Source organism: Streptomyces marinisediminis (genome assembly GCF_026262575.1).
GTDB lineage: Bacteria > Actinomycetota > Actinomycetes > Streptomycetales > Streptomycetaceae > Streptomyces > Streptomyces marinisediminis.
Window position 1 is genome coordinate 1 of sequence record NZ_JAPKFL010000041.1, and the last position, 21,135, is coordinate 21,135.

The following is a 21,135-nucleotide window of genomic DNA, read 5'->3' on the forward strand; positions in this document are numbered from 1 at the left end:
GTCGAGCGCTACACGCTGGCATGGTCGAACCTCGGGATACCCGCAAAGCCGTTGTCCGGCTCCGAGCTGGGCGAGTACGGGACCCAGGCGTTCCTCGACTCCGCGAGGGCCTTCGCTCTGCCCGACATCTCCGTGGACGTGGCCGCCTTGCACTCCAAGACCGTCGCGCACGCGGCCGCCCACGGAGTCGGCTTCGCTCAACCAGAGTCGTGCGCACCGGTCTTCTCCGGCGCCGAGGTGCTGCTGTGGAGTGCTGACGCCGGGTACCACCGGCCCCGCACTCTCGTCCTGGCCGCAGGCCACCGCACAGTCCAGCTGCTCAATCTGCTCGGCATTCAGCACCCGCTCACCATCGGGAACCTGCCGTACGGCGTACTGGAAGGCCCACTCCCACGACTCCCGCTCACCTACTGGCTCGATGGGGACATGCTCGCCGTCAGCCCACAAGGCGACGGCATCAAGGCAGCCCTGCCCGGCCGGCCCAGCAGCCCCACAGATGTCGCGAAGGAGCGCTACCGGCTCACGGTGGCCCTCTCACGTCGCTGGCCGAAAATCCCCGCTGAGAGGCTTCAGCTCAGTTGGGGCCACGCCGCCGAACCGTCGGGTCCCCAGCCCGACCCGTCGGCGGTCGTGGTTGATCTCGGCAGCCCACCTCCTGGCTGGGGGCGAGTGGCGAATCTGATCGTCTGCCTCCCGGGCAAGTGGACGACCGCCTGGCACGCAGCCGACCAGGTCGCTCAAGCGGTTGCCGCCAGGGGCTGACAAGCCCCGGGATCAGCCGATTCCGATCGCCTTACGTACCTGCTCCAGCACCGGCTGAGCTCGCCGCCGCGCCTTGGCAGCACCGAGGGCCAGCAGCTCTTCCAGCTCACTGCCCGGCTGCATCAGCGCGTCGTAACGCTCGCGCATCGGGCTCAACTGCTCGCTCAGGACGACCTGCAGGGTGTTCTTCAGCTCGCCCCACCCCATGCCGCCAGCTTCCAGTCGAGTGCGGACCTCGGCCAGCTTCTTGTGGTCCGCGAAGTGGCTGAGCAACTGGAAAACGGCGGAGCTGTCAGGGTCCTTCGGCGCCTCCACCGGGGTGCTGTCCGTAGGGATCCGCCGAACGGTCTTCCGCAGCTGCGCCTCGGGCGCGAACAGGGGAATCGTGTTGTTGTACGACTTGCTCATCTTCCGCCCGTCGGTTCCGGGCAGTGTTCGGCCAGTGTCCTCGGTCGGTACAACCGCCTTCGGGACCTTCAGCTTGAAGCTGTCACCGTAGACGGCGTTGAACGCCCCTGCGATGTCCGCCGCGTACTCGACGTGCTGCAGCTGGTCCTTCCCGACCGGCACGAGATCGGCTTCCATGATCAGGATGTCCACCGCCATCAGCACGGGGTAGTTGAACAGGCCCATGTTGATCCCGGCGTCGAGCTCTTCCACACCTGCTTCGCGGTTCCGGTCCCGTGCCGCTTTGTAAGCGTGGGCGCGGTTCATCAGCCCCTTGGCACTGAAGCACGACAGGACCCAGTGGAGCTCGAAGATCTCGGGCACGTCGGACTGGCGGTAGAAGATCGTGCGCTCTGGATCGAGCCCCGCCGCCAGCCAGGTGGCCGCCACAGAACGAGTCCATCGCCCAAGCAACTCCGGGTCACGCACCGACGTCAGCGCGTGGTAGTCAGCGATGAAATAGATCGACTCGGCCCCGCCAGCCAGCTCCAACGCGGGCTTGATCGCACCGATGAAGTTGCCGAGATGCGGTTCCCCGGTCGGCTTGATGCCGGTGAGCGACACCTTCGAAACAGCAGTCACCATGAAGAAAGACTATCGGTGCGAGCAGCCGGGGACCGCGTTACGCCCGCTTGGCCACCGTCGTCCGCGTCGTTCCCCCATCAGCCCGTCGCCACGGGGTGCGAGACCGCCTGCGCGGCTACCTGCGGTTTCTCGGCTCGCGTGATCCGTGGCTAATCGTCTCCGTCAACGCGTTGCTCGGAGTTGCGGGTACCGCGGTCGAGCCGACATCCAAGTAGAGCCTGCAGATGCCTTGCATTGGCCTCGGAGGCCCGGACTCACCTTCGGTAACGGCGCTATGACACGGCTCGCGCTGTTGCCGTACAGGGAGGCGTGGCTGGGTGCGGACGCTCGCACGCGGCGCTTCGAATGACGGAGGGATTGTAGGGTTTCGCTGCTCGTGGCACTGGCCGTGATCGTTGACCAGCGGTTCTTCTGCTGTCTCAGGTCGATGGCACAGCCGGCCAGTCTCACGCAAGTGGCATTTCCTCAGGGGGCCAGCCGACCGACCGGGGGCAAATGAGCCGCCGATGTCCGTTCTCGTCGACCTGGACGGTTCTCACTGCAGCTTGACGGGTGCAAACCGGCCGTCGCCTCGCTGTATCGCGCACTCGCCCGCTGTCCGGTACGCAGCCCCGTGCCGGACAGCGGCCCGCTCTTCGTGACATCGGTCGCCGGGGCTGGGTGTCAGTGCCGGCCGGTGGCCTCGTGGTGCTGGAACAGCCGGGGAAGAAAAGCCTCCAGGAGGGTACGGGCCGTGGTCTCGTCCCGGAGCTCGTCGTGGCCGAAGCGGTAGACTTCGTAGCCGCTGAGCCTGAGGTCGCGGTCGGCGGCGACCATGGCCGCGTACATGGCGGTGTCGGGGGTGTGGCCGCGGTCGCGGGTGTAGTGCTGGGATCCGTCGACTTCCAGGACGATGCGCTGGCCGTGGGGCAGTAGCAGGAGGAAATCCATTCGGAACCGCAGCAGGGCCTGGGGGCCGCGTTCGCGGACGGTTCTGGGGTCCCAGTGCAGCCAGACCTCCGGCAGGAGGGCAGGCATGTCGTAGACCTCGGATCCGAGGATGCGGTGGTAGCTGTCGAAGAGGTTGCGCTGTCCGGGTGAGTTGTCGGGCATGCTGGCGCGGAGCCGTGCGTAGAGGCTCTTCTTGGCCTCGCCGGGGTCGGTGATGTGCTCTCTGTCCTGCCACCAGGACTGCAGGTCGCGCCAGCGGATGCCGTCGTCGGTGACGGTGCGGTCGTAGATCAGGGCGTCGCCGTAGACGACCTCGATGTAGTTGTCGACCGCGGACAGGAACCGGATGTTGGCCTTGCGGGCGTGGCGGAGATGACGTTCTTCGGGTGTCCGGGTGTGAGCGAGCTGGAGCGGCACCGAAACTGCAACCACGGAACGACGAAGGTCCCGGCCGCTGGGCGGTCGGGACCTTCGTTCAGCCCGGTGAGAGCTGGGCGGAGGATACGAGATTCGAACTCGTGAGGGGTTGCCCCCAACACGCTTTCCAAATGTTCGTACGGGGGTCCGGCGAGGACCGTAGGTGTCCTGACCTGCGGCGGAACGTTCGGGGCGGGCCCGTCTGGACGGGCCCGGACGGGGGCGAATGAGACCAGAACTGAGACCACGAAGCGCTGCGCCGAGCCCTCCACGCCCCCTGGAGCATTCGTGCGCCGCCGACCTGGTGAGTGCATTGCCATGAAGTCTTCATTGCAGTTCTATGGGAGGCATGCCGTTGCCCGTACGCGTGATAGCCCCCGGTCGCCTTGTGGCGCTGCGGGAGCAGGCTGGGCTGTCGAAGGCGGAGCTTGCGCGGCGGATCGGGGTGTCTACGCGCATGGTGTTCTTCTATGAGAGCGGGCGGCACACGCCGACCCCGCAGCGGTTGCAGAAGATGGCTGCGGCGCTCCGCTGCGATGTGGAGGAGCTCACCGGGGTCCGTCGTGGAGACGAACGGCTCGTCGACCTGCGGTTTGGTGCTGGCCTGACGCTCGAACAGGTGGTGTTGAGGCTGCGCCGGACCGCCGTCGGGCGTGACCTCTGCCTGTCGGCTCCGAGGCTCTCTGCCTTGGAACAGGGGCGCCCCGTGTCCGGCCGGAACTGGCGCAACGGTGATGTGGTGAGACGGCTCCCTGCCACGTTGGCCAAGATCTATGGTGTGCCGGTACGCATGGTCGTGGATGCCTGGATGCGTACCCGCCCTGACGAGCCGGCTCCGGTGCGCCCGAGGGCGGGGGCTCAGGAGAGGGCGAGCGGCTCCGCCGGCGCTGCCTGGGACTCGTTGAACGAGCGACAACGGGTCTATCTCGGCGAGGTCCTAAGGGACGAGCGCATGACGGAGACAGAGATGTGGATGCGCCGGACGCATCACCTGCCTGTGCCACGCCCTTCGGAGTGGCGCAAACTACCTCTGGCTCTTCGTGCACCAGCGAGTGTCGTAGGCTACACACGGCTCCAGGAGCGGTTGCGGCGTAATGGAGTTCACGATCCCGGCGTCGGCGCGACAGTGCACGCCTTGGAACGCCGAGGACTGCTGGTGACCATTACGGATGTCGTGCACCATCCGGCAGCTGGCGACGTGACCCGAGTTCGGGTGGAGATGACGAGACGAGGTAGGGCCGCCGCCCGTGCAGGGCTCGGCGAAGCCGCGGAGCAGCCGGACACGCCGCTGCTATCCGAATGGTTGTGGGGCGTCATGGCCCGGGTGGCTGGTGCAGGCCCGGACGGACTGGAACGTGACGCGCTGTCTGGGCGGGCTCCATTCTACCTGGGCGTCGGCTACAAGAACAGGTCCGCAGGCAGACCGAGCCGGGGATTCATCGACGAGGTTCCCGTACTCGCGGCTGACGGCAGTCATGTCGTCGGGTACCGGTGGAAGCTGACCCCGATCGGCCTACGGCACACGGCTGAGTACCTGGAGGAGTACCGGCGTCGGTACCCGCGAGTTGATACCACAGGTATCACCCCTCGCGGTGGAAAACCCTCTTAATTCATCCCTTCCATGCGAGGTCGGGTCAATTGTCAGTGGCGGCTCTTACCCTCTGGGCTTGTGACCAACGCGATGGACAATGATGTTCGGCCGGTCGATGAGCTGTGGGTTAAGTCTCTGGTTGCCCGCTCGGTGCTGCGTGCGGCTAACGCGATGACGGCCCCTGGTGTGACGCCTTCCGCCCGGCTCGGGGTCTTGATGGAGTGCCACGGCGCGTTGCTAGCGGCGCGTGGTCCGGGCAGTGAGCTGTCCTTTGCGGACTTTCGGCGCCAGGTGCGTGGTGATCCCTCCCGGCTGCTGCCCGAAGGTGTCCCCGGGTGGGATGTCGATGAACTGCGCGCCGTCGATGCAGACGGGCATGTCACGGAGGACGCCTTCGATATCGCCTCAGAGCAGCGCCTGGTGGTCCGCATCCTGCAGAAACGTGGCCGGGGCGCGGGCCTGCTCAGTGGGAAGGACTTGGACGATGAGGTTGCGCAGGAAACGGCCTTTGCTCAGCTGTGCAAGTCGGGTAGCCAGAAAGTCTACGAGAGCGGACGTACCGATCTGATTCGCCACCCGGCGGGCCCGGTGACCGAGCTGAGTGAGCTTAGGCTGCCGCCGCTGGTCGCGGATCTGTACGAGGACATCTCCTACGCCTCCAGATATCGGGGATGGTGGTTCGCGTGCCCTGTATGCAGGTGGCCGATGCGCGTCGCACAGCGTCGCGAGGCGGGGCAGCAGGTTGGTGTGGTCGCCTGCTGGCACACGCCGCACCAGGAGATGGGCGCCACATACCGGTTCCGTCCAGTCGAGGGGATCGTGCCGCCCGAACTGTTGCCGGAGCCATCCCCGCCACCGCCGGACGCGCGGGAAGCAGTCCTCTGGCCCGACCTGGAGCACATCCCGGAGGCAAAACCCGTTGAGGGGCACAAGGCCCTGGTCCGGGGTGTGTGGCGGTACACCTGCGTCCCCGGACTGGCCGAGCTGGCACTGCGGGACCGGCTGGTCGAACGCGGCCTCAAGGTGGAGCTGTGGCCCGCCCTGGACGCCTACGACCTGTGTGTACATGTCGGGCGTAAGCGGGCGCGGAAGAAGGAGCGACTGCGCGTTGACGTGAAGGACTACACCTCGGGCACCGCGCTCGCGCAGCTTATCCACGCGCAGGAAGGAGACAGCGGGGGAGCGGAGTGGCTGGTGATTCCAGACCACCGTGCCAGCCAGGTGCACTTGCTGTCCGGAGTGGGGAAGAAGTACGGGCTGCAGGTAGCCACGGCGTCTGAGTTCGGCGAGATGGTCTGCGAACGCTCGGGGGTGGCCTGGTTGTGAGCGAGTCTTCCGTGGAGCAGACGGCCCTGTGCGCCTCGCTCGCACTGGCCGCCTACTACTTCCCTGACACGTCCGTGGAGGACGATGCGCCCGCAGCTCCCTTTCGGAAGGCGGCCTTCCTGCTGTCCGGACAGTTCCGGGCGTGGGACCGATGGTCGGGTCTGACTAGCGAGGAACGCCGACGCATCGTCGACGTGTACCGCATTGCCCCCGGCAGGTTGGGCGACGTACGGAACTTCGATGCCGCCGCCCGTGCACTGCTCGCAGCCCTCGGTGACGAGGTCCCCGGTGAGCCCCAGAAGCTGCTTACTTTCGAACCCGCAGGTGGAGACCCACTCACCGCCGAGGCGGCTATCCCCCGGGTCGGCGGTGACCTGCTGGCCTACGTCGACCGGCAGATCGCCCGGTATCGGCGGCCCAGCGCGCGGCCGAAGCCCCCCGAGTTCGCCGGCCCCGGATTCTGGAAGACAGGGGAGATCAGCGTTCAGGGCGTCGGCCAAGTGCATGGTCAACTGACGATCCCCACCTACCCCGGCTTCACCGAGGCATTCGGCCACGATCGCCTGCCGCACATTGCCACCGCGCCCCCGCTGGACGACCTTCGCATCCCTACCGAGGGCCTGCTCGAACTGGCTGCGCAGATCGAGAGCGGTGAGCCGGAGGAGAAGCGCTACCTTCATGCGGTCCTCAAGGGCCTGTTCTCGGTCCTGCAGACGTCCGACTCCATCAGCCCACAGGAAGCGTTGCGGATGACGGCCGGCGGTCTGGAGATCTTCCACGCACCGACCGGGACGGGCAAGAGCGTCTTGGTGCGGGTCCTGGCCGCATGGTTCGCCCAGCAGGGCCACCGGGTGGCCATCGTGCTGCCCGACATTAAGGCGTGCCTGGCCATCACCCGCAAGATCCGGTCCGACCTGCACGTCCTGCAGGGCCTCGGCGTCATCAAGCACGAGACCGGCTGCGCGCACCTGATGTCGTCATCAGGCATGCACGACCGCGCGCACAAGCTGGCCCGCCTCATCGACGAGGACCCGCAGGCACCCGGAGAGTGGGGCGAGAGCGGCGAACGGGACGTGGACCCGCTCTCCTATGGGTGCGCCCAGCGACCACTGCTGGAGTCCAACGCCGAATATCCCCCCGGCCGTGAGCCTTGCTTGTCCCTGTACCGGCAGGACTTGGGTGCGTCCGCCTGCCCCTGGGTTCCCACCTGCGGCAAGTTCGCCCCCGTATACGATGCCTGCTCGGCGCACGTGGTTGTGACAAATCACTTCGCCTTCCTCCAGGGCAACCTGCGCATCGGCGTGAACCTTGACGGGCGCCCCGTCCAGGGGGTGAGCGTTGCAGAATTCGCGTTGCGCACCTGCCACGCCGTCCTCGTCGACGAGGTCGACCAGTTCCAGTCGAGGGCGGTGGACCGATGCGCCGGCGAGGTCGTCCTGCACTCGCGCAGGCACTGGACGGCGGCCCCGCAGGAGATGGACACGGACGCGAAGCGGCTGCCGATCTCGGCAGAGGCCAGCCTGCTGCCGTCAGTCGGACAGGTACGGCTGATGGCGGAGTTCCTTCTGCTCGCCGTATGCAACAACGCGCTGCGTCTGGATGTCAGAGACGACGAGCGCGCGGGGAACCGTGTGCCGGACCGCACGGGGCTGCGCTGGCACCTGGCCCGCGGCCGTGACCGGCAGCTGATCCGGCTGCTCTGGCCGGACCTGGCCACCTCCGGGGAGGAAGATCTTCCAGCCGACCTTGCTCGGCGTCTCCAGGATCTCATGCCTGCCCGCTACCTGCAGTCACGCGCCATGGAGAGCGATCCGACGGAGGTGGGGTGGGACGAGGTGCGCCGCGCTCTGGAGGCGCTGGTGGCCCCGCGCGGCCAACAACTGCTCGACGCCGTGAAGCTCGATCTGCACCAACTGCTGGAGTCACGGGTGAAGGACCCACACCAGCGTGCCCAGGCAGTCAACTTGCTCGTCACTCGGGCGACCATGACCGAGCTGGATGAAGCGCTCTCCGAACTGCGTACCGGCGTGCAGCACTACCGCTCCTCCGGGCTTCGCTCCGCGCAGCGGATTGCCGAGACGCTCAGCCCGAGCGCTGTCTCGACCGTCCTCCCACTTGGCCTTTTGGGGCGCTCGATCACGGGCTACCGGGTAACCGGTCTGGACAAGCGGGAGAGCGACGCCGAGCTTGTTGCGCAAAGCGTCGCGGGCGACCCGCACACCTTCACCGCCGAGTTGGGCGGGCTTGTCTCACTCTGCCTGGCCGGGGTTGAGCGTCCCGTCATGGGTCTGTCCGCCACGGCGTACTTCCCCCAAGCGGTACGCGAGCACGTCCACGCCCCCGTGCGCTGGTGGATGACCGATGCCCAAGCCCGCTCGATCCGCGCTCGACGCCACCGTATCGAGTACGGCGAGGGACACCCCATGTACGGCGAGCCGATCAAGATCTCGGGCCAGCACCCCAGCCGCAAGAAGGGCGCTTTGATCGAGCTCGGTACGGAGCTGTACGACCAGTACATCCACCGGGAGCTGGAGCGGCAGCGTGCCAAGGACAAGGACCGCGCGCACGTCCTGGTCGTGGCCAACTCCTACCAGCAGTGCGCCTGGTTGGCCCGAGGCATCGCTCAGGCCGGCACCTACCGCGAAGGGCTCTGCGTGGCCGTGCGGGACGCCGACCGGCACAGCCCCGACCCCGACCTACCTCGGGAGAACATCGCCACTCGCCTCACGGCCGAGCAGTTCGAGGACTTCCCGCAATACGGCAACGTCCTGGTCGTTCCCTTGGCGCTGATCGCCCGCGGTCTGAACATCGTCGTCGGGATCCGCTCCGCCGTGCGCTCGGTCTACCTCTGTGTCCGACCCTTGGCGCTGTTCGCCGAACCTGCGGAGATGTACGCCAGCGTCAACGCCGCCGGGCTGCACGCACTGCCAGAGGGCGGCAGCGCCAACCCAGACGACGCGTTGGAGAAGGCACGCACCGCCGCATGGCAGAGGCTCGAACTGATCTTGCGCGCGACGCCTCAGTTCACCTCCATGCCCAAGTCGCTCCAGGAGGAGGTCGTCGCAGGTGTCGTCGTCGACCTGATCCAGCTGGCCGGACGGGCCCGCCGGGGCGGTACCGAGGCCGTCCTGCACCTGGTCGACTATGCCTTCCACGAGGACACCTGGAGCTCCGATCTGGAAACCGTCCTGCGCCGCATTCACGAGCAGTGGCCTCCGGTGGTGAAGCGACAGATGAACGACCTGTACGGGGAAGCCCTCAACGCCTTCCTCTCCTACGCGGGCATCGACCCGACCCTCACCCCCTGAAAAGAGGAGAGACGAGTGAACGACCAAGACCTCGAGCCGGGCAAGTACCTGCACACACTGGCCTACCGCGGCACTCCCGCTCTGGTGGGGGATGCGACGGTTCATGTGCGCCGGCTGGACGCGGAGACGGCCAAGCTGTGGGGCAGCTTCACCAATCAGTGCAGGAAGCGTTTCGGTAAGGAGGAGGCCCAGGCGCCGTACACCATCGCCACGACCGTGCTCCAGGTGATCACCGGCGGGTATGTGTACTTCGAGCCCAAGGGCGCAGCACCCTTCCTGGTGTCCCGGCAGCCGATCAACAGCGATCTGCTGTGCAAAGCCTTCACCCTGACCTACGGCCTCGCCCTCGGTGAGCAGGTCGAGATGATCGACTTGAGGAAGCCGCCCGAGCTCGCAGTGCGGATCGCGAGGGCTCCTGAGCGGGAATTCGCTCTGAAGGAGCACCTGGCAGGGACTAAGGAAACACAACCGGATGCCCCGAACTGGCTCTACAAAAGCGTGGGTTGGGGGATCGCGGAGCGGCTCGCAGCCGTTCCCTTCCAGCTCTCCAACGGTCGAGAGATCGCACTGCGTCCCGATATCACCGGCGGCCTAGTCGCGTTGGACGACCCCTGGGAGAACGAGAGCGGCGGTCGCTACGCCGTGTGCCGCACGGCGGTGCGCCTTAAGACCCTCCCGAATGTGCAACACCCTGTGCTGCTCTTGGACGCGCGCGTCTCCCGCATCTCGTCCTCGCTGATCTTCAGCTCCACTGCACTTGCCGTCCAGCCCGGTGAGGGCCGCCCGATCCTGGAGGTAAAGCTCAACGGGCGGGGCGGAATGAAGACGATCCCCCGGCAGACCCTGCAAGCACTCGGCCGACTGGAGATGGATTACTCGATTCTGCAGTCCATCGCCAAGCGTTCCGAGCGCGAGCAGAAACTGCGCGAGCGAGCCAGGGCCTTCAAGGAGAAGCTCCAGTTCCCCCGCGAACACCCTGGCCAGGTCTGGCCCATCCCCGTAAAGAACTACCAGCATCCGATCGGAACTGGCGTCGGCATGCACCACCTACGGCTCCTGCGCGCCCACGCAGACGCCGTCTTCGGCGATGACGCACAGCGCCTGTCCATGCGCCAGACCGCGATGACCCTGCCGCGACGCCCTACCGACCCTGAGAAAGTCTCGGCCCAGGAATACAAGCGTCGTAAGGAGGAACGCGAGCGGACCGGCAGCAAGGAACCACTGCGCCCGCGGGGCAGTCTCTTCCCGTCAGCGGAGTCGCTTTCTGTCTCCGTCGACGAGGCCGGCTTCAAGAAGCTCCGCATCGCCTGCCTCTGGTACCGCGACGAGACCCGGCAGCGCATGCTGCAGACGTTTTGCAACGCGTTCGGACTCAGCCCCGTCGGCCTTGACACCCAGGAAGGCGTCGAGATCGACTTCTACCAGGGGCGCATCACAGCCGTCTTCCATTACGTGCCGGACTTCCTGCGGCCAGGTCGCGGGCGGGACCGGTCGGAAGCCTTGGGAGCTGTGAGCGCCTCACTCAGGTCCCGCGACGGAGTCCTGGTCGGCGCTTGGTGCGAGACCGAACTTCCGCACGCCGACGATTTCCCTGGCGTCGACGCTCGCGACCTGGACGACCTGGACGCCAAGCCGCAGACGAAGTCTGTGCTGGCTCGGCTCGACATCCCGTCGCAGTACCTGAAAGGCCGCGGGAACGAAGGTGTCATTGAGCCCAGCGGCGACGACCACCCTGCACAGATGGCTCTGCTCGACCTGTACCGCTCGCTCGGTGTCACCGACGAGCGGATCTCCAATGCCCTTCAGAGCACAAACGGATTCCCCGTCGACCGGCTGGCCCATGTCGGCGTGCACGTGCGACAGCAGAATCGCCGCTATGGAGAGAAGGGCGAGCCCAAGGTCGTCATTACGGCCACCGCGCTGGTTCCGCCGCAGTCCTCGCAGGGAGCATGGTCTCTGCTCGGCTGGAGCTCTACCGCCCCGGTGTGGCGGCCGTACCGTTCGGCGCAGAACGCCTTCCACGCCCGTTCCTATCCCGAAACCTCCGCGGAGACGACGAGCTATCGGCAGAAGTGGGACGGTGCCGCCGACATGGTGGAACGCGCCCTCGGCGACCTCGCCGACGAGCTGGACGGCATGCAGTACACGGTCACCGTGGACGCGCAGTCCGCGCGGCGGATGTGGGACGGTCTTCAGAACATGCGCCTCGGGGAGCAGCCCGGACAGACAGGAGGTGACGGCGTCCGGAGCCGGTACCAGCTTCCTGGGTCGACGCTCGGCGAGGACGCTCCGTTGGCCGTAATCCGCCTCAACACGGAAGATGAGGAGGTCCCCCAGCCTGTAAGTGTCACCCACCTGGGCAAGAAGGACGGCGCCGAACCCGTTGAGAAGGACACCTCGACGCTGCTCTTCGAAGTCGACACGGACTTCGGAACGCCGGTGTGGCTGCTGTGCAACGTGCCGCGCGCCTATGACGGCAGCGGCGCCGGCCGACTGGGCTCCAAGCGAACCCGATGGGAAGCGGAGAAGTCCGTGCAGTCAGAGGACCGGTCGAAGCGCCGTAAAGGTGAGATGCCGCAGAACTTCTACGCCATGACCGCCACCGAGATTCTCCCCATCGGAGGACCGTCCGACGAGGCACGTGAGGCGCTGGCGGCCATGATTGCACGCCTGTGCCACCAGACCCTCTTCTGGTCCGACCGCTCCCGTTACCCGGTGCCGCTGCATGCGGCACGGCAAATGGACCTCGACCACCCGCAGTACCGGCGGGAGGTGGCTGATGCGGAGCCGGGAAGCGGAAACGGAGGCGAAGAAGCAGAAACAACCGAGTAGAGGAGCGACGCAGCTGGTTTCGCAATCACGGGGCGACGGGATCAGCAGACCTGGCTCAATGGACCCATGGAGATGGGTGAGCACTGGGCCTACCGAGCGAGGCCGAAGGAGCTGGGCGGCCCGGTTCGTCGGGTCGAGGTCGTACGGGTAGGTGGTCGTGGCCGGGCTGACTGGCTCCACGTGCGGTTCCTCGACGGTGACGACGCCGGGCTGCAGGAGTGGGTCGACGCGACGTCCCTTGTGGCGCGCTGGGAAGACGTTGAGGCGTTCTGCGCGGATGACGCGAGCGAGCTCGCTTTGGCCGAGGCGTCGCGTCACGTGCGGGGGAGTGCCGACTTCGAGGCCGCGCGGTTGGTCCTGGGGTTCGTCCGTCCGAAGAGCAGGTTGCGGCTGCGGCGTAGTGTCGCGGACGCAGGGATCCTGGAGATGGGCAGTATGGACGGCAGCGCTGCCCTTGTGGGTATGGACCCAGCAGAGTTGCGAGGCGATCCGATGGTCTTCGAGAACCGCTACGGCAGGTGCCTGGCGGGGTGGCCGGTCACTGAGCGCATCGCGCGCCTCGTGGCCGGGCGTCTTGCCGAGGACATCCTTCCGGAGGTGGACCGCAGGCAGCAGGCCATCGATCAGGAGCGCACCCTCCCGGTACTCCTACAGCCGCCGGGACGACCGCAAGCTGGACGCGGAAGCGGCCGTCCTGCGGACCGTCCGTGAGTGGTGTGGTCAGGACAAGGCCGAGCGTTACGACGAGCTGGTCGCCCTGCGCGAGGAGGTCGTCCGGCTCGGGAAGCTCGTGGAGAAGTCGGTGAAGGCCCTACGTGACCGCGGGCACGGCGTCATCGCCTCCACCATTGAGCGCGACCTTGGGGTCCATATCTCCAGCCTTGGTCCAGACGTTCGTCGGTGAAGCCGCGCCACCGCTCGGGTTCCGACTTGGGCGGTTCGGCTTCCGCCTTAGGTTTTTCCTTCTTCGGTGACTTCTCCTTCTCCGGCCGCTCTGCGGATGCCATCCGTCGAGGAAGGGCCGTAGCTGGTCGCCCGTGGGTTCCGCGTGGAGGCTGTGGGCGGTCAGGCTCCTGCCAGCCACGGTCGGGTCGATCTGGTCGGCCTCCGCGTTGCCCCACGCTGACCACTCGCGCAGTCGTCCGGCTTCGCGGGCGTCGTCCGAGGCGGAGGCGGCCTCATCGAGCGCGGCGCAGAAAGCCCGCATTTCCCCTGCGGCCCGCCACTGCGCCAAGGCGGTGCCGAACCGGTCAACCCGTACGGCGTCCACCGCCTTGATCGTCGCGACGCTGACCGCAGCTTCCCACTCCCGCCGCGTACGCTCCTTCTTCTCAGCCTCCCGCCGGCGGTGCTCCTCTTCTTCCTGGGCCTCTCGGAGGCGGCGTTCCTCCTCCTGCCGTTCCCGCCCCTCCCGCTGACGCCGCTGTTCCGCCTCCCACGCCAGCCGGGCCTGCTCCACTTGCTCCGCGTGGGCCTTCAGGGCTCGGAGGACGGCGTCGATCTGGTCCTCCAACGGCTTCTTTGCGCTGTCGGCCCATTTCTTCTTCCAGCCGTACCCCGAGCCTTGGCTCACGTGCAGTTCCAGCTCGCCGGATGGCTCGGACCGGTGCGCAAGGGTGACCCGCTGCCAGTCGTACGTCCGCCGGCCCGGCTGCGTGGGCACGTACCGGACCTGCTTCTGCCGTTCCTTGAAGCTGATCTCGTATGTCCTGCCGTGGACCTTGAGCACCGGCCTCGGCTGCCTGCGCTTCTTCGACACCGCGATGTCGCCGTGCAGTGCCCGGGCCTGCTCGGCGAGGAGCCGAACGAGGGAGAGCACTCGTGGGAGTACTTCGTCTGAGATCTCGAAGGCGCTGTGGTCTGCGGTGACCGCCGCGATCACGTCCTCGATGTCGGTGATCACTCGGCTGCGGGCCAGGCGGATCCGGTTCCACTCGGTGTCATCCTCGCCCGTCACCCGGAGCAGGCCGAGGAAGAAGTCTCCCTTCGCCCGCCCGCTGTACTTCAGATGGAAGCCATCCGGAGCACACTGCCGCGCGGCATCGAACGCCCGTCGATAGCGGGCCCGCTCCTCGGCGCTCGGGTCCGGGATCCGAAGGAACCGGCCGGCCTTTTGCACCTCCGCGATCAAGGCCGCGCCGATTTCCGCCGGCGACTGCCGTGGCAGCTTCGCAGGGCGCGCTGGTGCCGGCTTTCCTCGGATGGGGACGTCGCCCGCTGACGGGGAGGTGCCGCAGCCTCCGGTGTCAGTTCGGCGGCTGCCGGTCGTTGCTTGCGCGGGATCGGTGCAGGCCGGTCCGGGTGGTGGCCGTGTTCCAGGTAGAAGCGACCGTCATCGGTGATCTCCGCCTGCCACTTCCCACCGTGCTTGGGCATGGTGATGAGGCCCCGGCCCTTGAGGGCGCGAGCGGTGATGGCGAGTTCCGGGCTGGCAGAGGTGACGGGATCCGTTCCCTCTCCGATGCGAGTGAGCAAGGCCAGCTGTCGATCGTTGAGCGGCGACCATCGGTACATGGTGACCGTCGTACCGGTCCTGCCGTGTGCCTACAACCAGAATGGTGATGTTCCCGCATTCTGCTGCCCGAGCGTCTTTACGGCCGGACAGGAAGGTCGCCGCTCTCCGTGCTCGCCACCATGTTGGAGGGGCGTGCCCTGCGCCTCCCCGGTCAGCTCAGTCGGCAGAGCACATCGAGGTGACGACCTTGCCGACTGCGCGGCCGATGCGTTCACGGATTTCGTTTGCGGGCACGTACGAGAGGGCCTGCTCTAAGCATTCAGTAATGGCAGCGAACTTGACCGCCTGCTGGCGCAGGTGGGTGTCGAGGAAGGGTACGGCGGCGCCCGTGGCGCTGCGCCGCGCCTCCCGTACGTAGAGCACGGTGAGGGAGAAGGCCCAGCACGCGTGGAGGAAGCCGAAGACGGAACGCCGCGTGCCTCGCCAGGGGGAGAAGAAGGTGACGTCGGCGGGAAGGCTCACGTTGTGCGCGGCCAGGGCGCCGTTGAGCCAGTTGTGGGCGGCCTCGTGGATCAGGTCGCGGGCCAGTACCTCGGGGTGGGCGGTGTAGTCGGTGAAGACGGTGCCCGGGAGGCGGGTGAGGGCCCAGCTGTGGAGGGTCTCGTCGAGCTGGCGGCGGTTGAGCAAGCAGATGACGGGGGCGTGCTGGGTGAGCAGGGTCCCGAAGCCGTGCTCGGTCGCGGAGGCGGTGGCGGCACGAACGAGGCCATGGGCCTCGGGTGGGGCAGGGCTGCTGTCGGGGCCGACGAGGTAGTACGCGGTTTCGGAGATCTCCGAGCGGAGCATCTCCGCGCTGCGCGGGTTGAGCACGATGTGCGGGTCGGCCGACAGGTGGGTCAGGTCTCCCACCGTCGTACGGCGGTACCAGTCGAGGCGGTCCGCGTCCCGGGCGCGCGCGGCGTGTTCGGCGCCTTCGAGCAGGTGGTGGGCGACGGCGTAGTCGAGGACGGACGAGCCGAGGCGGTTGCCGAGTACGGAGGCGATACGGCTGGTCCGTAGGCGCTGGTGGCCAGCGATGCCGTCGAGGGTGACCAAGGCTTCCGGGGAGAGAGCGCTCATCTGGGGCTCCGGGGTGGAACGGGGCCGGACCGGGACGGGCCCGGCCCCGTGGCGGGTCAGGACTCGGTGGTGGGCTCAGCGGCGTCGGGCTGCACCGTGGTGGCCAGCCAGGTCTCGGTGGCCGCGTTGGAGGTGTGCGCGGTGGTGCGCACGGGGTCGCTGTCGCGCAGGGACGCGACTGCCTCCAGGAACTCGTCGAACGTCTTGTCTTCTGCCACTGCTCTCTCCTCTGGTCGGGGCTGTGGGGTGGGGGAGGGATGGTTGCGGGGCGGGCCGCGGGGGCCGGTCATGGCGGCGAAGCCTCCTACTCGGAGACGAAGAGCGTGAGGAACTTGCGAACGCGGCCGGCGCGGACAGGTTCGGTGCCGTGGACGAGCTGGCTGCCGAAGACCACGAGCGTGCCGGGAGCGGATGCGACGCTCCATCGGGTGCGGGGCATGGTGCGGAACCAGGGGGAGGACATGTCCGTCCCGTCGTGTGCGAAGCGCATCCCCTCGGCGTAACCCGACCCGGTCGGTGCCTCGTCGGCGGTCCAGACGGCGTCGCTGCCCGTGGTCTCCACGTAGAACGCGCCGCCGGTGTCGTGGATGTCTGTGAGCGTGACCGTCGCGGCGGCGACCTGGCGGGGACCGGTGAGGGGATCGGGGGCGATGCCGTCGGCATGCGGGGTGATGTATTGGCCGGAGCCGTATTCCAGGTAGATCCACGGCCGGTGGCCAGTGACCGACGGCAGGGTGCGCGTGATGGCGGCCATGTGCAGCTTCAGGGCCTGATCGAGGAGGGCGGTCGCCTCGTACGGGATTTCGGTTACCTCGATCCGGCCGGCCGGCTCGTAGACGTCCTGCGCCTCGGCGGGGGAGTGACCGGGGATCTCGTGGATGGTGGTGCGACGGGCCGTGCCGTACCGGTCGCGTCCGAGGGAGCCGAGCGTGTCGTCCATGACGAGGTTGAGCCGCTCGATCTCGTCCGGCTTGAGGAAGCCCTCCACGGTACGGATGGACAGAGTCTCGGCGATGTGGATCACTGCTCGCCTCCGCAGGCGCAGGGGGTGGACGGCGGAGCAGAGGCGGCTTGGGCCAGGGCCTCCGTGAGTACGTGCACGGCCTGGGCGAGGTCCTCGAAGTACTCGGCAGGTGCGGTGCCGGCAGCGGGTACGAGATGGAGGTCGAGCGTCGGGTACGCCCGGCCGGTGGTGCGGCAGGTGAGCTCGCTGCGGCCGAGGACCAGGGAACAGGTCCCGGGCAGAGAGGGCTCGGCTCGGCCAGCGGCCCGGCACAGGCGCGCTGCCGTACGCGCGTACTCGTCGCGGTCGCGCGGCAGGATGCCGACCGAGAGGAAGCGGGGCTCGGTTTCGGGGAGGCCGGCGTAGGTGTGGCCCTGGCAGCTGTCATAGGTGACTGCGTTCCAGCCCGCGGTGAGCGCGTCGACGACCGGGCGGACGCCGGGCTCGATGCCCTCGTACCACTGGGGGTGTTGCGGGTCGAGATCGTCTGCCTCGTGCACGCCGGGGAGGCCGACCGTGTTGATGTTGCCGTGGGCGCTGACCTGAAGGCGCGCGGGCGGGCGGGGCGCCGCCGGGTCGTCCCACCGGGCCAGGAACGCCGCGACGTGGTGCATGTCGTTGGGGCGGACGGGACGCCAGCGAAGCCGGGAACAGGAGACGCCGGGCCGGAGACTCGGCTGGGCGAGGAGGGCGGCGACGCCGTCGATCAGGCGCATGCGGTGGTCGCAGTACGCGTCTTCGTCGCCGACGGCGGCGAAGCGGAGGCGGACCGCCGGGCATCCCGCGCCGCAGGTGTCGCGGTAGTCGCAGGCCGTGCACTTCGTGACCAGGGAGCGTGCCTGCTGAAGCAGGGAAGAGCTGCCCTGGGCGCCAGCTATGTCCGCCTCGGCGTGTACATCGCCGAGTGCGGCGAGGCCGGCCTGTGGCCAGGGCAGCTCGTCACAGCTTCCCAGGCGGTCATCGGGATAAAGGGTGAGGACGTGGTCGCACTTCAAGTCGGAGAAGTGGCAGGAACGAGTTTGCAGACCCTTCTGACGGCGGATGACGGAGACGACGGGCTCCAGCTTGACGCGACGGAACAGGCCGTCGGCGACCCAGTGGTGGGCGGCCTCCAGCACGAAGTCGGCGTACTGACGAGGCGTGACGGCCCAGGCCGGGCCGGTGGGGCCGATGGCCCGCCGCTGCAGTGCCCGACTGGTCGGCGCACGGGATCCGACCACCCTGGTCGACCGGGTGATCGCCGCGTCGAAACACGGCACCAGGCTGACCGTCGTCACGGCGGGAAAGGAGGCGAGGCGCTCCATGACCTCGGAGGCCCGGCCGAGGACGTACGGGGTGACGGCGCAGATGACGCCGACACGGCGTTCCCGACGGCCAAGGAGTTCCAGGGCTTCGACCACTCGGGGGTACGTAGGGCGGCCGTCGTACCCGACACGCCACGAGTTCCCAAGTGCATCCCCGTCGAGGGAAATGCCGATCTCCAGCTCCGGGCAGTGCCGCTCGAACAGATCCAGCCACGCGTCGTCGAGCTGGAGGCCGTTGGTCTGGAGGCTCACGCGGATGACGTTCGGTTGTGCGGCGAGCGCGTCCAGGATCTCCGCGATCCGTTCCGGGCCGGCGGTCAGGGGCTCCCCGCCGTGGAGTTCGATGCTGAGCGGGCGCCCGGAGAAGATCGAACCGAGGCGGTGGACCTGTGCCGCGTTGATCCGGGCGCCGCCCGGTGACTCCTTGCGCTTCTCGAAGCAGTACAGGCAGTCGATGTCGCAGGTCTCTCCCCGGAGCTTGAGGATGACGGAGACCGCCGTGTCCGGCCCGGTGCTCGACAACGGGGCGTAGAGGCTCTCCAGGTCCGTGGGGGCGGTGGGGGTGACGGGCATCAGAAGCCTCCCGAGGGGGAAAGGCGCGGCCTACGCGCCATCGGTGGAGACCGCGGACAGCCACCCGAGAAGCTGTCCGCCGGTGATGGGGATGTGGACGTCGCCACGGCGAAGGAACCACCCGTCGGCGTACCGCTGGGGCAGCCAGCCGGCGTCTGGGGTGCCCAGACTGGGAGGCTTCCGCAGCGGGTCGTCGACGGGCCAGCAGCCCAGGAGCGCTCTGGCCACGCGTCGCTGAACCGGACGGAACCACTCCCACGTCTCCGCGCGAGCCGGGTTGATCGACGGGCGGGGCGGCGCGCCGGCGAGCAGCGGCAGCCACTTGTCGCCCAGGACGGGATGGCCGGCCGCCGCGCAGTCGAGCGCAGCGAGACAGGTCTCCAGCTTCCGGCATACGACGACGACCGATTCGGCCAGGCCGTCCTCGACGAGGCCGGTCAGGTCCTCGGTGAGACTCGCCGCCACCTCGGCCTGGTCGGCAACCGCCCACCATCGGTAGCCCTGGCGCTCCCTGGGAGTGAGCACCGGATTCCAGCGTCCGGAGCCGTAGGAGAGAGCGGTACGCAGACACATGAGGTTGTGCATCGAAGCGCGTACCCGGCGGAACGAGCCGAGGTCGTCGCGGCGGACGTCGAAGGAGCGGAGCAGGTGACGGAGTTCTTCCGCACGCTGCGGCGCCGTCGCCTGGAGGTCGACACGGACGCCGTCCACGATGCGGGACTCCCACGCCGGAAGGGCGCCGTCCACGATGCCACGCAGGTCGATGTCGCTCGCCGCGTGGGCGAAGCCGCAGGCGAGGGCTCCCTCCAGCCAGACCTCGCGGGCCTCGCCGGACGCGAGCAGAGCCTGGGCGACTCTGTCGGCGATCTCCCGGCGCAGTCGTGCCGATGGGTTCACCGGTGCCCTCCTTCGATCAAGATCTTGTCGTCGGCGGTGATCTCCCTGAGGAGATCGATGGCCCATCGGTCGAGCGCGCCGCGCACGTCGGAGCGCTGGGCGCCAATGTGGGGCGAGGCCAGGAGGTTGAGCGGCGTCGTGCAGCCGGTGAGGAGCGGCAGGTGCTCCCGCTCGACCGGGTCGAGTGCGAGGCCCGAGAGCCTCCCGTCCGCCAGCGCCCGCAGACAGGCGGCGACGTCGAGGGTCTCCAGTCGGCCGACGCAGATCAGCAGAGGTCGCTGCGGAGCGACGCGTGCGAGGAAGTCCTCGCCGATGAGCTGTTCGGTCGTGGGGCGCAGCGGCAGAGCGATCACGTGCACCTGCGACTGCTCCATGAGCGCTGTCTGCGACAGCTCCCGCAGACCGGGAGGGTTCGACGGCCAGGCGGCGAAGGCTGTGCGGCCCAGATAGGGAGCGAGGGCCCAGCCAGCGGCCAGCCCCACTGGGCCCGCGCCCCAGACACCTGCGGCCAGGGTGCCGAGTGACGCCCCCATGCACGCCTGCTTCTCGTGTTGGCCGAGCAGCAGCGCGTGCTGCCCCAAGGGGATTCGCCGGGCCAGGGCGAGGGCAGCGGCGAGGACCCACTCGCCCACGGCCCCCGCGCCGGCCTCGGCGTTGCGGTGCAGCGTGATCCCACGGTGCCGGAGGGCGCTCACGTCGATGTGGTCGATGCCGGAGCCGGCCCGTACGACGTGCCGCAGGCGAGGGAGCGCGCCGAGCTCCCTCTCGCCGAGACGGACGCCGGAACGCAGGACGAGCACGGCCGTGTCGGTGGGCGGAGGCGAGTCCAGGTCCGGCAACTCGTGTACGGCGACATCGGGCAGGGCGCAGCGGATCGCGTTCGTGTCCGCCGCACCGCGGAGCACCAGGACAGCGCTCATCCGAGGAACTCCGGCTTCTCGTACCGGCCGAAGGCGAGATCACCCTCGCCGACGACGACGGTCACGGGCGAAGGCGCGCCGAAGTACACGTCGCAGGCGCGCTTCACTCCCGGGAGCCCGTTCCAGGCTCGCGGATTGACCGCCGTGTCCGCGTAGTCGTCGACGAGCAGCACACCCGTCGGCACCAGGCGGGTGACGCAGTGCGTGAGTCCCGTGAGGGTCGAGTCGTAGAAGTCGCCGTCCAGGTAGGCGAACGCGATCTCGTCGGGCAGCTCCTTGGGAAGAGTCTCGTCGAACCATCCCGGATGGATGATCGGCGCCGGCCTGTCCCAGGCCGCATGCGTGGCGCGCACGTCGTCGGGGGACGACCGGAGCTCGCCCGCCGCAAGATGGTCCGAGTCCTCGGCGCCGGGCGCGGGCATGCCCTCGAAGGAGTCGTAGACGTGGATCTCGCGGTCGCGGTCGCCCAGCGAGTCGAGCACGCTACGGATCCAGAGGGCCATTGCGCCCCTGTAGCAGCCGACTTCCACCACGGGTCCCGGCAGACCGCGAGCGGCCAGGTCGGCGAGCTCGTCGGCGATCACGCGGAGCCGGTCGGCACAGACCGTCCCGGAGTGCTTCCGCAGCAGCCACTCCCGCAGATCCTTCAGCTTCGGATCCATGAAG

The 21,135-nt window shown here is 68.2% G+C and carries 16 protein-coding genes and 1 pseudogene; 6 read left to right on the top strand and 11 right to left on the bottom strand.

The window, feature by feature from the left end; genetic code table 11:
• Positions 1–762 (top strand): FAD-binding oxidoreductase/lyase (locus tag OSB71_RS22845; RefSeq protein WP_265950696.1); only part of this gene is annotated, 762 nt, incomplete at its 5' end.
• Between the two features lie 12 nt (positions 763–774).
• On the opposite strand, the gene OSB71_RS22850 is transcribed toward OSB71_RS22845, so the two are convergent.
• Together OSB71_RS22850 and OSB71_RS22855 are read right to left on the bottom strand one after the other, a co-directional pair.
• The gene (locus OSB71_RS22850; RefSeq protein WP_265950697.1) at positions 775–1,794 is read right to left on the bottom strand and encodes a tryptophan--tRNA ligase; all 1,020 of its coding nucleotides are present in this window, start codon (positions 1,792–1,794) and stop codon (positions 775–777) included.
• A 663-nt stretch (positions 1,795–2,457) separates the two neighbouring features.
• Complete coding sequence (locus OSB71_RS22855; protein WP_265950698.1) at positions 2,458–3,156, bottom strand: putative endonuclease domain-containing protein; 699 nt, start codon at positions 3,154–3,156, stop codon at positions 2,458–2,460.
• Between the two features lie 334 nt (positions 3,157–3,490).
• On the opposite strand from OSB71_RS22855, the gene OSB71_RS22860 reads away from it, so the two are divergent.
• The 5 genes and pseudogenes from OSB71_RS22860 to OSB71_RS22880 all read left to right on the top strand — a co-directional run bounded on the left by OSB71_RS22860 (position 3,491) and on the right by OSB71_RS22880 (position 13,102).
• Positions 3,491–4,750 (top strand): helix-turn-helix domain-containing protein, encoded by a 1,260-nt coding sequence (locus tag OSB71_RS22860; protein WP_265950699.1) that lies wholly within the window; start codon positions 3,491–3,493, stop codon positions 4,748–4,750.
• Positions 4,751–4,810: 60 nt separating this feature from the next.
• Complete coding sequence (locus OSB71_RS22865; RefSeq protein ID WP_265950700.1) at positions 4,811–6,058, top strand: restriction endonuclease-related protein; 1,248 nt, start codon at positions 4,811–4,813, stop codon at positions 6,056–6,058.
• Positions 6,059–6,069: 11 nt separating this feature from the next.
• Positions 6,070–9,366, top strand: a complete 3,297-nt coding sequence (locus OSB71_RS22870; protein ID WP_265950701.1) for a hypothetical protein — start codon at positions 6,070–6,072, stop codon at positions 9,364–9,366.
• A gap of 15 nt (positions 9,367–9,381) precedes the next feature.
• A complete protein-coding gene (locus OSB71_RS22875; protein WP_265950702.1) occupies positions 9,382–12,198 on the top strand; it encodes an RNaseH domain-containing protein in 2,817 nt (938 codons plus the stop codon).
• Between the two features lie 66 nt (positions 12,199–12,264).
• Positions 12,265–13,102, top strand: a pseudogene (locus tag OSB71_RS22880) (PE-PGRS family protein).
• Here OSB71_RS22880 and OSB71_RS22885 read toward each other — a convergent pair.
• From OSB71_RS22885 to OSB71_RS22925, 9 genes are all read right to left on the bottom strand, one after another.
• Positions 13,010–14,329: a hypothetical protein gene (locus OSB71_RS22885; protein ID WP_265950703.1), complete on the bottom strand. Its 1,320-nt coding sequence runs from the start codon at positions 14,327–14,329 to the stop codon at positions 13,010–13,012. The pseudogene OSB71_RS22880 and the gene OSB71_RS22885 overlap by 93 nt on opposite strands.
• Complete coding sequence (locus OSB71_RS22890; protein WP_265950704.1) at positions 14,326–14,712, bottom strand: hypothetical protein; 387 nt, start codon at positions 14,710–14,712, stop codon at positions 14,326–14,328. The genes OSB71_RS22885 and OSB71_RS22890 overlap by 4 nt, the downstream gene beginning before the upstream one ends.
• Before the next feature lie 157 nt (positions 14,713–14,869).
• Entirely contained in the window at positions 14,870–15,772 is a 903-nt protein-coding gene (locus tag OSB71_RS22895; RefSeq protein ID WP_265950705.1) for an aKG-HExxH-type peptide beta-hydroxylase, read from the bottom strand.
• 56 nt (positions 15,773–15,828) lie between these two features.
• Positions 15,829–15,990 carry a hypothetical protein gene (locus OSB71_RS22900; RefSeq protein ID WP_159054018.1) on the bottom strand — a complete coding sequence of 54 codons (162 nt, stop codon included), beginning with the start codon at positions 15,988–15,990 and terminating at the stop codon, positions 15,829–15,831.
• An 86-nt stretch (positions 15,991–16,076) separates the two neighbouring features.
• Positions 16,077–16,796 carry a 2OG-Fe(II) oxygenase gene (locus OSB71_RS22905; protein WP_265950706.1) on the bottom strand — a complete coding sequence of 240 codons (720 nt, stop codon included), beginning with the start codon at positions 16,794–16,796 and terminating at the stop codon, positions 16,077–16,079.
• A complete protein-coding gene (locus tag OSB71_RS22910; RefSeq protein WP_265950707.1) occupies positions 16,793–18,652 on the bottom strand; it encodes a radical SAM protein in 1,860 nt (619 codons plus the stop codon). Before OSB71_RS22910 ends, OSB71_RS22905 begins: the two co-directional genes overlap by 4 nt.
• Positions 18,653–18,682: 30 nt before the next feature.
• Entirely contained in the window at positions 18,683–19,549 is an 867-nt protein-coding gene (locus OSB71_RS22915) for a nucleotidyltransferase domain-containing protein (RefSeq protein ID WP_265950708.1), read from the bottom strand.
• The gene (locus OSB71_RS22920) at positions 19,546–20,469 is read right to left on the bottom strand and encodes an NAD(P)-dependent oxidoreductase (protein WP_265950709.1); all 924 of its coding nucleotides are present in this window, start codon (positions 20,467–20,469) and stop codon (positions 19,546–19,548) included. The genes OSB71_RS22915 and OSB71_RS22920 overlap by 4 nt, the downstream gene beginning before the upstream one ends.
• Positions 20,466–21,131 carry a TylF/MycF/NovP-related O-methyltransferase gene (locus OSB71_RS22925; RefSeq protein WP_265950710.1) on the bottom strand — a complete coding sequence of 222 codons (666 nt, stop codon included), beginning with the start codon at positions 21,129–21,131 and terminating at the stop codon, positions 20,466–20,468. The genes OSB71_RS22920 and OSB71_RS22925 overlap by 4 nt, the downstream gene beginning before the upstream one ends.
• Positions 21,132–21,135 lie beyond the last annotated feature (4 nt).

Excerpts from the sequence above, each read along its gene's own strand:
- OSB71_RS22850 (WP_265950697.1), bottom strand. The coding sequence starts at position 1,794 with ATGGTGACTGCTGTTTCGAAGGTGTCGCTCACCGGCATCAAGCCGACC.
- OSB71_RS22860 (WP_265950699.1), top strand. The coding sequence starts at position 3,491 with ATGCCGTTGCCCGTACGCGTGATAGCCCCCGGTCGCCTTGTGGCGCTG.
- OSB71_RS22890 (WP_265950704.1), bottom strand. The coding sequence starts at position 14,712 with ATGTACCGATGGTCGCCGCTCAACGATCGACAGCTGGCCTTGCTCACT.
- OSB71_RS22895 (WP_265950705.1), bottom strand. The coding sequence starts at position 15,772 with ATGAGCGCTCTCTCCCCGGAAGCCTTGGTCACCCTCGACGGCATCGCT.
- OSB71_RS22910 (WP_265950707.1), bottom strand. The coding sequence starts at position 18,652 with ATGCCCGTCACCCCCACCGCCCCCACGGACCTGGAGAGCCTCTACGCC.
- OSB71_RS22920 (WP_265950709.1), bottom strand. The coding sequence starts at position 20,469 with ATGAGCGCTGTCCTGGTGCTCCGCGGTGCGGCGGACACGAACGCGATC.
- OSB71_RS22925 (WP_265950710.1), bottom strand. The coding sequence starts at position 21,131 with ATGGATCCGAAGCTGAAGGATCTGCGGGAGTGGCTGCTGCGGAAGCAC.